Raw genomic sequence first — 13751 nt, forward strand, 5'->3', positions numbered from 1 at the left:
GAACAGCGGAGCACAGCCGTGACCTCTCAAACCTCTTCACCCTGGGCGACCGGCAAGCTCTGCCGGACGGGCCCGTTCCCGCGCCGGTCGCTGGAGATTGGCGCAATCGTCGTCGGTTTCATCTACTGGTGGCCGGTCGGCCTCGCGTTGGTGGCCTGGAAGCTTGCGGGTTATCCGGCCTTCGCGGAAATGCGCGACGCGGCGCGGCGCGCGGCTTCCGAGTTCGAGGGGGGACGCCCCGCCTCGCGCTTCGCCCGGGCGTTCGAGGCCGCCAATCGACGCGACAGCAGCGGCAATGCCGCCTTCGACGCGTACCGTCGCACCGAGCTCGACCGTCTTGAGGCGCAGCGGCGTGCCCTCGAGGAAGAGAGCCGCGCCTTCTCGGAGTTCGTGGAGGAGCTGAAGCGCGCCCGGGACCGTGAGCAGTTCGATGCCTTCATGGCCAAGCGCCGGGCCGAGGGCGGGGATCGCTCCGTCTGATCCTGAATCTGTGGGCGTCCGGGCTCAGGGGCCCGGACGCGCCGTCCCGGTGGTTCAAGCGCCGGCGCGACACCCGTGCGAGCGTTCAGGCCGCGCGGACGGTTTCCAGGAACCGTGCCACTTCGGCGTTCAGGTGCTCGGATCGTTCCGAGAGCCGCGACGCTTCGACCAGAACCTGACCGGCCGCCGCGCCGGTCTTTTCGGCTGCATCGGCGACGCTGACGATGTTGCTGGTCACCTCGCTCGTGCCGGCCGCGGCTTGGCCGACGTTGCGAACGATCTCGTGGGTGGCGGCGCCCTGCTCCTCCACCGCGGCGGCGATCGAGGTCGCGACTCCGTTGATCTCGCGGATCCGCGCCGTGATGGCGCCGATGGCCGATACGGCCTCCCCCGTCGAAGCCTGCACCCGCGTGATCTGACTCGAAATCTCCTCCGTGGCGCGGGCGGTCTGCTCGGCCAGTGCCTTGACCTCCGTGGCGACGACAGCAAAGCCGCGTCCGGCGACACCCGCCCGGGCCGCCTCGATCGTGGCGTTCAACGCCAGAAGGTTGGTCTGGCCGGCGATGGTCGAGATCAAACCGACGATGTCGCCGATCCGCGACACGGCCTCGCTCAACTTCTGGACAAGCGCACCGGTCTGATCCGCCTCGTCCACGGCACCCCGCGCCAAGTTGGCCGAGCCATCGACCTGCCGGCCGATCTCCTGCACGGAGGTGCCGAGTTCCTCGGCGGCCACCGCGACGGTGCTGACGTTGCTCGCCGCCTGCTCGGCCGCCGCAGCGACCGTCGTGGATTGCTCGGCGGTCACCGCCGCAGTGGCCGTCATCGACCGGGCCGTGGTCTGCAGCCCGATGGCCGAGGCCGAGACCTCCGCGATGATTCCACCGACGGTCTCCGCGAAGCGATCGGCAAGCTGGCGCATCCCGAGCCTGCGCTGGGCCTCCGCATGCTGTCGCGCTGCCTCCGCTTCGGCCTCGAGCTGATGGGTGCGGAGCAGATTGTCCTTGAACACCTGGACCGCCGCCGCCATGGCGCCGATCTCGTCGCGCCGGTGCTTGAACGGGATGTCCGCGCGAGCGTCGCCCTCGGCCAATTTGGTCATCGCACCCGTCATCGCGGCGATCGGGCGCGAAACATGACGCAGGCCGAAGATCGCCGCGCCCAGAGCCGACACAAGGGCAAGGGCGATTCCTACATATGCGGCCACCGACGCAGTGTTGACCCTGGCTATCGCGGTATCGGCGTTCCGGGCCGCGGCCTCCTCGTCATGGGCCACCAGACGCGCGAGGGCCGCACGGGCGGTATCGTACATTCCGACGACGTCGGGGTTCACCAGGAGGGCGCGGGCCTCCCGTTCCTGGCCCGATTCGAGCAAGCGAAGCGCCTCGTGATCCGCTTGCTCGAATCGGCTCCATGAGGCCGTGAAGGCATCGTAGAGCTTCCGTTCCTCAGCCGTGCTGATCAGGGGCTCGTAGGCGCGACGGGCTCGCAACAACTGGGCGTGCGTCTCCGCGAGGTTGGCCGCGTTGGTCATCCGATGCTGAGGCGTGTCCGACAGCAGGATGAGACGGTATTGCTTGATGCGCACCTCGGATGCCGCCATCTCGATGGCGCCCACTTTCTCAAGCGAGGGGATCCAGTTTTTAGCAAGGGTCGTCGCCGCTTCACCGATGTCGCTGAGCTGATGCAGGGACAGGCCACCCTGAGCCGCCGATATTAATGCGAGCCCTCCGAAGAGGATTCCAAGCATTGCTGTGATTGACGTGGTCAGACGCATAAACGGGGCCGATCGGATCGGAGGATCGAAGGGTCGCATCGGAAGCAAGGATGCTCGTGATCCGATTTAGAGCTTTAATGAATCTGAGCAAGTCACGGCGATGGCGTTCAATTTAAAGCAAAACCCTGCAATATGGCACAAGCTCTTATTTCATTATCGTCGCATATATTGCAAATTTAGCGATTTTATTTCTATGTAGTGGATCACAATCCGCTGGCGTATTAATATAAAAATGAATGGCCATGATGAAAGATCTGTTATGAGGGTCGGCGGCCGCGATTCTTAAGGCGCATGATCCGCGGCTTTCAACCCGACACTCGTTGGATAGGCATTCCGCGGCTCGCCTGAGTGTTCCGATCGCCGCGGCGACCGGTCGCCCGCGCCGAACTTGTCTTTGCGCCGCGCGCTCCGCAGTGCCTCCGAGCGCCCTCGACACATGGGCCGTCGCCGGGCCGCAGCGTCGAGTTGCGCCTCGGCGCGGGCTCCGGCATTGATCCTCCCTTACTGGTGGAGGGGGGGCGAATGCCGACGGGTCGGGTCACCGTGGTCGATCACCCGCTTGTGCAACACAAGCTGACGCATCTTCGTGACAAGAACCGCTCGACCAAGGGTTTCCGTCAGATCCTGAACGAAATCGGCATGCTCCTCGCCTACGAGGTGACGCGCGACCTGCCGCTGGAACCGGTGACGATCGAGACGCCGCTCCAGCCGATGGAGGGGCGGCAGATCCAGGGCAAGAAGCTGGTCCTGGCGCCGATCCTGCGGGCCGGGGTCGGCTTCCTCGATGGTATGCTGTCGCTGGTTCCGTCGGCCCGCGTCGCCCATATCGGGCTGTACCGGGATCCCGAGACGCTGGAGGCGGTCGAATACTATTTCAAGGCGCCGTCCGATCTCGCCGACAGGACCGTTCTGGTCCTCGATCCGATGTTGGCGACGGCCAATTCGGCCATCGCGGCCCTCGACCGGCTCAAGGCGCGTGGTGCCTCCGATCTGCGCTTCGTCTGCCTGCTGGCGGCTCCGGAGGGCCTCGCCAAGTTCCAGGCCGCCCATCCCGACGTGCCGGTCTGGACCGCGGCGATCGACAGCCATCTGAACGACCATGGCTATATCGTCCCCGGCCTCGGCGATGCCGGCGACCGGATGTACGGCACCCGGTAGAATCCAAACTCAGCCGTCGTCGCGGTCGGATCGCGATTTCAGATGTGCGCGCGGCAGACGGATCATCTGTCACCGCTTTCCGTATCTGCACATTGTATTCACGCGCCTGAATAGAGCACAATCCTGCCTCGGATCCGATGCGGCGCCAAAAGCCGCACGGGCCGCAGGAGGAAGCCCATGCCGATGGAACGCAGCGTTTCGAGTCGTGTCCTGGCCCTGCTCGCAGTGGCCGGATTGCTGGGGTCGACGCAGGCACGCGCCGCCGACCCGATCCGGATCGGGGTCATCGCCGAGGCGCAGTCGGTCGTCGGCGCCTCGATCCCGCAGGCCGTCCAGCTCGCCGCCGACGAGATCAACGCCAAGGGCGGGATCGACGGGCGCCAGATCCAGATCGTCAGTTACGACGACAAGTCGTCCGCCTCCGACGCGGTCCGGGCCTTCCAGCGGGCGGTCTCCGAGGACAAGGTCAACCTCGTCATCGCCAGCTACATCTCCGAGGTGGTGCTGGCACTGATGCCCTGGGCGGCGCGGCTCAAGACGCCGATGATCACGCCCGGTGCCGCCTCCAACGAGATCAGCCTCGCGATCCACAAGGACTACGCGCGCAACAAGTACACCTTCCACGGCTACCTCACATCAGCGGCCCTGGCGCAGTCGATCTGCGACTCCACGAAGGACATGCTGATCGATCTGATGAAGGTGAAGACGGCCGCGATCATGAGCGAGGACGCGGCTTGGACCCGTCCCCTCGATGTCGGTTACGAGAAGTGCCTGCCCGAGATCGGTGTGAAGGTCGTCGACCATATCCGCTTCTCGCCGGACACGGGGGACTTCACGCCGATCTACAACAAGATCGAGGCGGCCAAGCCCGACCTGATCGTCACCGGCATCTCGCATGTCGGCGTGCAGCCGACCGTGCAGTGGCAGAACCAGCAGGTTCCCCTCGCCATGACGGGGATGAACTCGCAGGCGACCTCCTCGACGTTCTGGGCGAACACCAACGGCGCCACGCAGGGCGTGATCTTCCAGAGCATCGCGGTGCCGGGCGCGGCGATCACCGACAAGTCGCTCGCCTTCAGCGACGCGTTCAAGAAGCGCTTCGGCAGCGATCCGTCCTACGCAGGCTACATGGCCTACGATCAGGTCTACTACGCGGCGGATGCGGTGAAGCGCGCCGGCTCGACCGAGGCCGACAAGCTCGTCGAGGCCCTGGAGAAGACCGACTGGGTCGGCACCGTGGGGCGGACGCAGTTCTACGGCAAGGACGACCCGTTCACGCACTCGATCAAATACGGTCCCGGCTTCGTCACCGGATTGATGGCGCAGTGGCAGGACGGCAAGCAGGTCGCGGTCTGGCCGAAGAGCCTGGCGCAGGGCGCGATCGTCTTGCCGGCGGCCGTCAAGGCGGCCGCCCGCTAGCTTGCCGTTCGGATCGGCAACGGACGCGTGCGGCGCCTTCGGCTTGCCAAGCGCGCCCGTTGCCGCAAGTAGAGCCGTACCGCGTCAGCGTGAACGCGGCTGAGATCACGTGCGCGCAAAGGATTATCGTTGATGGCCAGCACCGACCTGCCCGGGACCATGCGTCAGATCCGCTTCGCGGGTTCCGGGGGCCCGGAGGTGATCAGCGTCGAGACCGCCCCTGTGCCGCATGCGGGACCCGGACAGGTCCTGATCGAAGTGGTGGCGGCCGGCGTGAACCGCCCCGATGTCGCGCAGCGCGCGGGGGTCTATCCGCCGCCGCCCGGCGCCACCGAGATTCCCGGCCTCGAAGTCGCCGGTCGTGTGGTCGCGATCGGGAGCGACGTCACGGGTCTGTCGCTCGGCGATGAGGTCTGCGCCCTGGTGATCAGCGGCGGCTATGCGGAGTATGCGGTGGCCGAGGCGGCCCATTGTCTGCCGCGTCCGAAGGCGGTCTCGCTCGTCGATGCCGGCGGCCTGCCGGAGACCTTCTTCACGGTCTATTCGAACGTCGTCCAGCGCGGACGGCTCGCGCCCGGCGAGAGCTTCCTCGTGCATGGCGGATCGAGCGGCATCGGTGCCACGGCGATCCAGATCGCCAAGCATGTCGGCGCGCGGGTCTTCGCCACGGCGGGCTCGGCCGAGAAGTGCCGGTTTTGCGAAGATCTGGGGGCGGATGCCGCGATCAACTACAAGGAGGCGGACTTCGCCGAGGAGGTGAAGCGCCTCACCGACGGCCGTGGCGTCGACGTGATCCTCGATATGATCGGTGCGAGCTATCTCGCCCGGAACCTGAAGTCGCTGGCTCCGGACGGCCGGCTCGTGATGATTGCCCTGATGGGCGGCTACAAGGTCGATGGCCTGAACATCACGCCGATCATGCGCAACCGCCTGACCTTTACCGGCTCGACGCTCCGGCCGCGCGGGAAGGCCGACAAGGCAGCGATCGCCGAGGGGCTGCGCCGGGATATCTGGCCCGAGCTCGATGCCGGGCGCATCCGGTCCGTCACCCATGCCACGTTCCCGCTGGAGCAGGCGCGGGAGGCGCACGAACTCATGGAGTCGAGCGCGCATCTCGGCAAGATCCTTCTGACGACCGGGCGGTGACACCGCGATCCGGCAGGAACCTGCCTCGGCGGCCCCGCGTTGGCGGCCGGTAACGAGATCGTGTCGCACAGCGCCCGTTTCGGCGTGTGGCGTCCCGCCGAGGAAGGTTCTGCAGATGGTCGAGAGATTGAATCCCAACGAGAGCCGTCAGGGCGAGCGCGGCAAACCGATGCTCTGGGTCCTGGTGGGGAGCCTCGTTCTGCTGGCGATCGCCACCGTGGGTCTCCTCACGTGGAACGGCGCCAATTCGCCGAAGGATTACGCCAGCCAGAGCCAGGACGCGTCCCGCAAGGAGGTGACGGGTTCGGTGAACGGGCAGTCGGGCGCCGCGTCGCCGACCAACAGCACGGGCGTGCCGGGCGGCAACCCGTCCTATCCGCAGCCCGCGCAACCGGGGGCCAACGGCAACGCGCCGAAATAACACCGACCCGGGACGGCTTCTCCAGCCGTCCCGCGGCCTGACGGCTCAGCGGGTCGGGATCGGCGTCGGCCCGCGGTAATCGTAGAACCCGCGCTTGGCCTTACGGCCGAGCCAGCCGGCCTCGACATACTTCACGAGCAGAGGGCACGGGCGGTATTTCGAATCCGCCAAGCCTTCGTAGAGCACCTGCATGACCGACAGGCAGGTGTCGAGACCGATGAAGTCCGCGAGCTGAAGCGGGCCCATCGGATGGTTCGCGCCCAGCCTCATGGCCGTGTCGATCGATTCGACCGATCCGACACCCTCATAGAGCGTGTAGATCGCCTCGTTGATCATCGGCAGCAGGATGCGGTTGACGATGAAGGCCGGGAAATCCTCCGACATCGTCGAAGTCTTGCCGAGCTTGGCGATGAACGCCTTGGCGGATTCGTAGGTCGTATCCTCGGTGGCGATGCCCCGGATCAGCTCGACGAGCTGCATCACCGGCACCGGATTCATGAAGTGGATGCCGATGAACTTCTCCGGCCGGTCCGTCGCCGCCGCCAGCCGGGTTATGGAGATCGACGACGTGTTCGTCGCTACGAACGTCTCCGGACGCAGCGATCCGCACAGGCTGCTGAAGATCTCGCGCTTCGTGGCCTCGTTCTCGGTCGCAGCTTCGATCACGAGGTCGCACGGCTCGAGGGCGGCGAAGTCCCGGGCGGATACGATCCGCGACCGAACCTGAGCGCTGTCCTCCTCCGACAGCGTGCCTTTCGAAACGAGGCGGCCCAGGCTGCCCTCGATGACCGTCAGACCATTCTCGAGCCGGGCGGGATCGCGATCGTTCAGCAGGACGTCGAGGCCGGCGGTGGCGCAGACCTGCGCGATGCCGCTTCCCATCTGGCCTGCGCCGATGATGCCGACCCGCTTGATCTCCATATGCATGTGCCGACCTGTGCCCCCAATGCGGATGCCGATACACGGCCGCCCGGTTCGACCGAGGGCACGAGCGCGACGGCACCGCGCGAAGTCTCGCCGTCGCAGCGTTCTAGACCAATCTTCGATCCGGAAGGAACCCGCGAATCCGCCTTCGGCGACAATACTCGCGGGTTGCCAGATTCCGTTCCGTTATTGACCCTTGGCTTTGCCGATCTCGGATTGCAGCTCCGGCACGACCTGAAAGAGATCGCCCACGAGCCCGTAATCGGCCACCTGGAAGATCGGTGCGTCCTCATCCTTGTTGATGGCGACGATGACCTTCGAGTCCTTCATGCCGGCGAGGTGCTGGATCGCCCCCGAGATGCCCACCGCGACGTAGAGGTCCGGCGCTACGACCTTGCCGGTCTGCCCCACCTGCCAGTCGTTCGGCGCGTAGCCCGCATCGACGGCGGCCCGAGAGGCGCCGACGGCGGCTCCGAGCGAGTCGGCCAGCGGCTCGATCAGCTCGTGGAACTTCTCGGACGAGCCGAGCGAGCGGCCGCCGGACACGATGATCCGCGCCGAGGCCAGCTCCGGGCGATCCGACTTGGCGATCTCCTCGCCCTTGAAGGTCGAGCCGCCGGCCTCGGGCGCTCCCGCCGACACGGCCTCGACGGGGGCGGCCGCGCCACCCTCGGCCGCAGCCTTGAAGGCGGCCGTCCGCACGGTGATCACCTTCTTGCCCGCCGGCGCCTGAACGGTCTGGATCGCGTTGCCGGCATAGATCGGCCGATCGAACGTGTCGGGCGCAACCACCTTGATGATGTCGGAGACCTGCGCGACGTCGAGCAGGGCTGCCACCCGGGGCAGCACGTTCTTGCCGGTCGTCGAAGCCGAGGCGATGATCGTGTCGTAGGGCTCGGCAATCGACGCGATCAGCGCCGCGACCGGCTCGGCGAGATCGTGGTCGTAGACGCCGTCCTCGGCGTTCAGGACCTTCTCGATGCCGTCGAGCTTGGCCGCCGCCGCGGCCACGGCCTGCGATCCCGAACCCAGGACCAGAGCGTGGATCGGGGCGCCGATCTCCTTGGCGGCCGAGAGCGCCTTCAGCGTCCCGTCCTTGATCTGACCGTTGCCGTGCTCGACGAAAAGAAGTGTCGTCATGGTCTGCTGGTGCCCTTGAGGGTTGTGGCGCGGGGCTCGACCGTGGCTCGGGAGCCCCGCCTGCGGATCAGATGACGCCGGCTTCGACCTTGAGCTTCTGCACCAGCTCGGCCGCGGAGCCGACCTTGACGCCGGCCGAGCGGCCCGGCGGCTCGGCGGTCTTCAGCACCGTGAGCCGCGGCGTCACGTCGACGCCGAGCGCGTCGGGCGTCAGCTCCTCCAGCGGCTTCTTTTTCGCCTTCATGATGTTCGGCAGCGATGCATAGCGCGGCTCGTTGAGGCGCAGATCCGTCGTCACGATGGCCGGCAGCCTGAGGCTGACGGTCTGCAGGCCGCCGTCGACCTCGCGGGTCACGTCGAGGCTGCCCTCGCCCGGCTCGATCTTGTACGCGAAGGTGCCCTGCGGCCAGCCGAGCAGCGCACCGAGCATCTGCCCGGTCTGGTTCGAGTCGTCGTCGATCGCCTGCTTGCCGAGGATGACGAGCTGCGGGCTCTCCTTCTCGACGACGGCCTTCAGAAGCTTCGCCACCGCCAGCGGCTCGCAGGTCACGTCCGTCTTGACCAGGATCGCACGGTCGGCGCCCATGGCCAGCGCGGTGCGCAGCGTCTCCTGCGCCTGCTGCGGGCCGATCGACACCGCCACGATCTCGGTGACCGTGCCCTTCTCCTTGAGCCGGATCGCCTCCTCGACGGCGATCTCGTCGAAGGGATTCATCGACATCTTCACGTTGGCGAGCTCGACCCCGGAGCCGTCGGCCTTCACGCGTATCTTGACGTTGTAGTCAACAACCCGCTTGACGGGCACCAGCACCTTCATGGCGGTCACGATCCTTCCCCGGAGGATTCTTGTCGTCGTGCAGGCCACTTCCACGGCGCGCAAGGCGCAGCGTGGCGGGGGCACGCAAGGCGCGCGGACCGTAACGGCCACATTTCCGCCTTGTCAACGCGGCGCCGTGGCGGCCCGGCGAAAACCCCTCGGCCCGGGCTCAACGATTGGCGCCGGGCACCCAGAGCACGTCGTCGGCGCCGTCGGCATTGGCGGCCCGGCTCGCCACGAACAGGAAGTCGGAGAGGCGGTTGAGGTAGCGCAGCGCCTCCGGCGACACCGACTCGTCCTCCCGGGCGGCGAGGCTGACCGCCAGGCGCTCGGCGCGGCGGCAGACGGTGCGGGCGAGGTGCAGGGCCGCCGCGGCCGGCGATCCACCGGGAAGCACGAAGGATTTCAGCGGTGGGATCGCCTCGTTCAGGCCGTCGATGTCGCGCTCCAGCCGCTCGACCTGGCTCGCGACGATCCGCAGCGGCTCGTAGGGGAGGGGTTCCGGGCTCGGCGGCGTCGCGAGGTCGGCCCCGAGGTCGAACAGGTCGTTCTGGATCGCCCCGAGCATCTGGTCGAGCGGCCCCTGCGTGTGCAGGCGCGCCAGTCCGATGCAGGCATTGGTCTCGTCGACGGTCCCGTAGGTCTCGACCCGCAGATCCGCCTTCGAGCGACGCTGTCCGTCCGCCAGGGCGGTCGTGCCCTTGTCGCCGGTCCTCGTGTAGATGCGGTTGAGCTTGACCAAAGGGTTTGATGCCTCAGAACGTGTAGCCGATCTTGCCGCCGTAATTCGTCAGGCCGCGATTATTCGCGCAGAGCCCGGCATTCGACATGTGCTCGATCGTCGCCATGATGCTCCAATGTTCCGTGATACGGAAGCCGAGAGCCGCCGCCTCGCGGAACATGGGTGAGCACCCGAGCGTGTTGAAGCCGTAGGGCGTCTCCGCCTTCGGGCCGGTCCAGCCGTTATGGGCCACGCCGCCGAAGAACCCGTCGAGGAAGACGCGGCGATTGAAGGTCTCAGGAAAGACTTCGAGGGTCCAGGTCGCGCCGAGATAGGCGTAGCTGGTCCGGCCGCCGGTGTTGTAGCTGCCGCCGACGGTCGGCCGCGGCACGAAAGCCTGCCAGAACGGATCGGCGCTGAGGATCGGCTTGGCGAAGAGGATCTCGCCGTTGACGTTCGCCTTGCTGAACCCGGGAAGCTTGCCCTCTGCGCTGCCCGGGTCCTGCACCGCGCCGCCGATCCGGATCTCGGACACGATGCTGAGCGGCTGGACGGGGGCCAGGTAGGCGGCAGGCGGCGGCGGTGGCGCGTCCGCGGCCGAAGCCGGCATGATCGCCGCCCCGGTCAGGATGCCGAACAGACAGAGGCGGGAAGGGGCAGTCATGCGGGCTCGGCCGGTTAGGCGCAGCGATTTGCTTCTACCGAGCGTAGCAGAGGCCCGCGATATGCGGCGGCCAATTCATCCGTTACCGGGCGGAAAGGTGTTCGGTGCGGCGGCGCGGTCACACCCGTCCCGGCGGAATTCAGGCCGAGCGCCACCAGACGACGCCCATGATGATCACGATCGCGACGAATTGCAGGAGCACGCGCAGGCGCATCAGCCTCTGCGAGAGACTGGCGCTGCCGCCCCGCATCATGTTGGCCAAGCCCAGGAGCAGGACGGCGGCGACGGCAAGGCAGGCGATCAGGACGAGGGTATTCGACGACATGCGGGTGGGGATCCGGGTGGGGCCGGAGCCGTGATCCGGCTCGGCGCGTCGTGAGGGTGCGGACGCTCAGTTGCGGCGGAGCAGGCGCTCGAAATAATCGAGTTCCTCGCGGGGGCGGGTCGGGTCGCCGAGTTTGCGCCGCAGCTCTTCCATGATGCGCCGGGCGCGCTGGACCGCTGATTCATCGGCTGTCGGCACGCGGACACGTCCGTCGCTCATATCGCGGCCGCGCGTCGGACGTCCGAGGGGATCGTCGTCCCGTGCCCCGGCCTGGCCCTGCTGCCCCGGCTGCTGACCGCCGTCCTGCTGGCCTTCGCCCTGGCCCTCGGCCATGTCCTGCATCTGCTGCGCCATGCCGTCGGCGCCGCGCTTCAGGCCGTCGAGGGCGCGCCCCTGCGCGTCGACCGCCCCGCTCGAATCGCCGTCCTTCAGGGCGTTCTCGGCCTCGCGCATGGCTTCCTCGGCATCGGCGAGACCTTGCTCGCCGCGCATGCCGTTCTCCTTCATGCGCTGTTGGAGATCTTCGAGCCGCTGCCGAAGCGCCTGCTGCCGCTCTCCGACATCGCCCTTCTGGCCCTGCTGCCCTTGGCCCTGCTGCCCCTGGCCCTGCTGTCCTTGGCCCTGTTGTCCTTGGCCCTGTTGTCCTTGGCCTTGCTGACCCGGCTGTCTCTGGCCCTGCTGTCCGCGCTGGCCTTGCTGCGGCTGCCCGCGATTCTGCTGGCGCTGGCCGCCGCGCGGCTCTTCGCCGTCCTTGAAGGTCTCGTCGCGCAGGCCCTGCTGCTCGCGGGACATGGCGTCGAGATCGCGCATCTGCTTCTGCATCTCGCGGGACGCCTGATCCGACCGGTTTCCGCGTTCGGCCGTCTGCAGGTTCTCCAGGATGTTGCGCAGCTGTTCCATCAGGCGCTGTGCCTCGGCGGTGTCGCCGCGCTTCATGGCCTCCGCCATGTCTTGGATCATCTTATCGAGATCCTCGGGCGTGACGGTCTTCGACTGAGCATTGTTCTGCCCGCGATCGCTCTGCTCGCGAGGCTCGCGGCCCTGCTTCTGCGCCATCTCCGACAGGAACTTGTCGAGCGCCTGCTTCAGATCCTGGGTCAGGCGCTTGATTTCGTCGTCGGGCGCGTTGCGCTCCATCGCCTCCTTCAAGCGATCCTGGGCTTGGCGGAGCTGCTTCTCGGCATCCGAAAGGTCACCGTCCTCGATCTTCAGGGCCATCTCCCACAGGAGATCGGCCACCGCGATGAGATCGGCGTCCGTCCGGGCGCGGCGCAGCCGCTCGGTGGCCGTCCGCAGGCCCAGGAAGATGGCAGGCTGCGGCGTGTACGTGTCGGGCGCGACCAGGAGGGCGTCCAGGGCCCCCTGAACCCACCGGCGGTCCGTATCGGGTGCCGTCACGAGGCGGCGTCGTTCCTCGGCGAGCGCCCGCGCCAGCGGCTCGCGGAACGGGCGCGCCGGCAGGACGATCTCGGCATCCGGCGTCCGGCCTTCCTGACCGGCCTCGTCCTTGACGACGATGTGATAGCGGACCCGCGCCCCGGACCATGGGCTGTCGGTCAGGTCGACCAGGGTCTTGGTGTCGGACTCGCCGTTGGCGTCCCCGGGCAATGCCAGATTGATGTGGGGAACCGGGACCAGAGCACGGGCCGATTTCAGCGGCTCGATCACGGCCTCCGCCGAACTGAGCCCGTAATCGTCCTTCGCGCGGTAGGTCAGGTTGAAGGTACCGCGGCCGTTCACTTCGGGGCCGCCGACGGCCGTCACCTCCGGCGGCCGGTCGGGGATCGCGTCCACGGTGAGGCGTTGCCGGCCTGCGGGAGTCACGATCGTCAGTTCGGCGCCGCCAACGATGCGATAGCGCTCCTCGCGCAGGTCGGGGCGCGCCTCCTGGCCAGGGACGGGGACCAGGCCGGCATTGGGTGTCAGCGTCGTCTCGGACGCGGCCTTACCCTGACCGGCGATCCGCACGATCAGCTGCGCGTTGACGGGGGCGCGCAGGCGCTGATCGCTTCCGTCCATGGCGATCAGGAGGGGCGGAAGCCGCGTGTAGAGCGGCGGGTCGATCCAGCCGTCCACGCGGAAATTGGGGCTTTGCGCCGCGGGCTCCTGCCAGTCGAACGCCGCGCCAAGGCGCTGACGCCACTCGGGTCCGGCGACGAACAGGCTGGCGATGGCGGCGACCACGAGGCCGGCGCGAATGGCGAACGGATCGTGCCGGACCATGCCGGGCCTCGGCAAACCGACCCGCAGGGCCGAGACCGCCTGCGCGGCCCGCCGTTGATGGAGCTCCCAGAGCGTCCGGCTTCCCGGATCGGCGGCACCCACGGCGAGGCTGTCCTGCGCCGCGGAGGCCGGTCCGTGACGCAGGGCCGGATCGCGGGCCGCCGCCTCGCGATCGAGCCGTGCCAGGGCGACGCGCCGATCGGGCCGGGCGATATGGATCAGCGGTACGAGCGCGGCGACGAGGAGGAGGCCCAGGATGCCCAGGCCGATCTGGCGCCAGATCGGCGTGAGATCGAGCCACAGCCCCGACCAGGACAGCATGAGAAAGATCAGTCCGACCCCGATCCCCCGCCAGAGGACAGGCCAGGCTTGCTCCCAGAGGGCTGCCGCCCGGGCGCGAGCCACCAGCCGGTCGAGCCGTGCGGAGACCGTTGTCGGGCCGTCCGCGCTGGTCTTGTTCTCGGTGCCGATCACGCCGACCGTTCCGCCTCACGCCGCAGGAGTGGCCCCAGGAACCACGCGAACCGGGCTCCCAT

13 protein-coding genes are annotated in these 13751 nt (G+C 67.7%); 5 read left to right on the forward strand and 8 right to left on the reverse strand.

What is annotated here, in order from left to right; genetic code table 11:
* The first annotated feature begins 18 nt into the window (after positions 1-18).
* Complete coding sequence (locus PQI07_RS17465) at positions 19-480, forward strand: DUF2852 domain-containing protein (RefSeq protein ID WP_043351315.1); 462 nt, start codon at positions 19-21, stop codon at positions 478-480.
* Positions 481-565: 85 nt separating this feature from the next.
* On the opposite strand, the gene PQI07_RS17470 is transcribed toward PQI07_RS17465, so the two are convergent.
* Positions 566-2257 (reverse strand): methyl-accepting chemotaxis protein, encoded by a 1692-nt coding sequence (locus tag PQI07_RS17470; protein ID WP_274927074.1) that lies wholly within the window; start codon positions 2255-2257, stop codon positions 566-568.
* Between the two features lie 522 nt (positions 2258-2779).
* On the opposite strand from PQI07_RS17470, the gene upp reads away from it, so the two are divergent.
* The 4 genes from upp to PQI07_RS17490 all read left to right on the forward strand — a co-directional run bounded on the left by upp (position 2780) and on the right by PQI07_RS17490 (position 6401).
* A complete protein-coding gene (gene upp / locus PQI07_RS17475; protein ID WP_043351319.1) occupies positions 2780-3415 on the forward strand; it encodes a uracil phosphoribosyltransferase in 636 nt (211 codons plus the stop codon).
* 177 nt (positions 3416-3592) lie between these two features.
* Entirely contained in the window at positions 3593-4834 is a 1242-nt protein-coding gene (locus tag PQI07_RS17480) for an ABC transporter substrate-binding protein (protein WP_043351321.1), read from the forward strand.
* 132 nt (positions 4835-4966) lie between these two features.
* Positions 4967-5980 carry an NAD(P)H-quinone oxidoreductase gene (locus PQI07_RS17485; RefSeq protein WP_043758176.1) on the forward strand — a complete coding sequence of 338 codons (1014 nt, stop codon included), beginning with the start codon at positions 4967-4969 and terminating at the stop codon, positions 5978-5980.
* A gap of 115 nt (positions 5981-6095) precedes the next feature.
* Positions 6096-6401, forward strand: a complete 306-nt coding sequence (locus PQI07_RS17490; protein ID WP_043351325.1) for a hypothetical protein — start codon at positions 6096-6098, stop codon at positions 6399-6401.
* A gap of 45 nt (positions 6402-6446) precedes the next feature.
* On the opposite strand, the gene PQI07_RS17495 is transcribed toward PQI07_RS17490, so the two are convergent.
* The 7 genes from PQI07_RS17495 to PQI07_RS17525 all read right to left on the reverse strand — a co-directional run bounded on the left by PQI07_RS17495 (position 6447) and on the right by PQI07_RS17525 (position 13689).
* Positions 6447-7328: a 3-hydroxybutyryl-CoA dehydrogenase gene (locus PQI07_RS17495; protein WP_043351327.1), complete on the reverse strand. Its 882-nt coding sequence runs from the start codon at positions 7326-7328 to the stop codon at positions 6447-6449.
* 183 nt (positions 7329-7511) lie between these two features.
* Positions 7512-8465, reverse strand: a complete 954-nt coding sequence (locus PQI07_RS17500) for an electron transfer flavoprotein subunit alpha/FixB family protein (protein WP_274927075.1) — start codon at positions 8463-8465, stop codon at positions 7512-7514.
* A gap of 67 nt (positions 8466-8532) precedes the next feature.
* Positions 8533-9282: an electron transfer flavoprotein subunit beta/FixA family protein gene (locus PQI07_RS17505; RefSeq protein ID WP_043351331.1), complete on the reverse strand. Its 750-nt coding sequence runs from the start codon at positions 9280-9282 to the stop codon at positions 8533-8535.
* A gap of 169 nt (positions 9283-9451) precedes the next feature.
* A complete protein-coding gene (locus PQI07_RS17510; RefSeq protein WP_274927076.1) occupies positions 9452-10024 on the reverse strand; it encodes a cob(I)yrinic acid a,c-diamide adenosyltransferase in 573 nt (190 codons plus the stop codon).
* Between the two features lie 13 nt (positions 10025-10037).
* A complete protein-coding gene (locus tag PQI07_RS17515) occupies positions 10038-10667 on the reverse strand; it encodes an acyloxyacyl hydrolase (RefSeq protein WP_043380114.1) in 630 nt (209 codons plus the stop codon).
* A 139-nt stretch (positions 10668-10806) separates the two neighbouring features.
* A complete protein-coding gene (locus PQI07_RS17520) occupies positions 10807-10992 on the reverse strand; it encodes a twin transmembrane helix small protein (protein ID WP_053609901.1) in 186 nt (61 codons plus the stop codon).
* Positions 10993-11058: 66 nt separating this feature from the next.
* Positions 11059-13689 carry a TIGR02302 family protein gene (locus tag PQI07_RS17525; protein ID WP_274927077.1) on the reverse strand — a complete coding sequence of 877 codons (2631 nt, stop codon included), beginning with the start codon at positions 13687-13689 and terminating at the stop codon, positions 11059-11061.
* Positions 13690-13751: the final 62 nt, after the last annotated feature.

The sequence above is a fragment of the Methylobacterium sp. 092160098-2 genome, from assembly GCF_028920805.1.
GTDB classification, from domain to species: Bacteria; Pseudomonadota; Alphaproteobacteria; order Rhizobiales; family Beijerinckiaceae; genus Methylobacterium; species Methylobacterium fujisawaense.

What these genes read in the sequence shown, in the direction of transcription:
- PQI07_RS17470 (WP_274927074.1), bottom strand. Translation starts at nt 2,257, where the DNA reads ATGCGTCTGACCACGTCAATCACAGCAATGCTTGGAATCCTCTTCGGA.
- upp (WP_043351319.1), top strand. Translation starts at nt 2,780, where the DNA reads ATGCCGACGGGTCGGGTCACCGTGGTCGATCACCCGCTTGTGCAACAC.
- PQI07_RS17480 (WP_043351321.1), top strand. Translation starts at nt 3,593, where the DNA reads ATGCCGATGGAACGCAGCGTTTCGAGTCGTGTCCTGGCCCTGCTCGCA.
- PQI07_RS17485 (WP_043758176.1), top strand. Translation starts at nt 4,967, where the DNA reads ATGGCCAGCACCGACCTGCCCGGGACCATGCGTCAGATCCGCTTCGCG.
- PQI07_RS17490 (WP_043351325.1), top strand. Translation starts at nt 6,096, where the DNA reads ATGGTCGAGAGATTGAATCCCAACGAGAGCCGTCAGGGCGAGCGCGGC.
- PQI07_RS17495 (WP_043351327.1), bottom strand. Translation starts at nt 7,328, where the DNA reads ATGCATATGGAGATCAAGCGGGTCGGCATCATCGGCGCAGGCCAGATG.
- PQI07_RS17500 (WP_274927075.1), bottom strand. Translation starts at nt 8,465, where the DNA reads ATGACGACACTTCTTTTCGTCGAGCACGGCAACGGTCAGATCAAGGAC.
- PQI07_RS17505 (WP_043351331.1), bottom strand. Translation starts at nt 9,282, where the DNA reads ATGAAGGTGCTGGTGCCCGTCAAGCGGGTTGTTGACTACAACGTCAAG.
- PQI07_RS17515 (WP_043380114.1), bottom strand. Translation starts at nt 10,667, where the DNA reads ATGACTGCCCCTTCCCGCCTCTGTCTGTTCGGCATCCTGACCGGGGCG.
- PQI07_RS17520 (WP_053609901.1), bottom strand. Translation starts at nt 10,992, where the DNA reads ATGTCGTCGAATACCCTCGTCCTGATCGCCTGCCTTGCCGTCGCCGCC.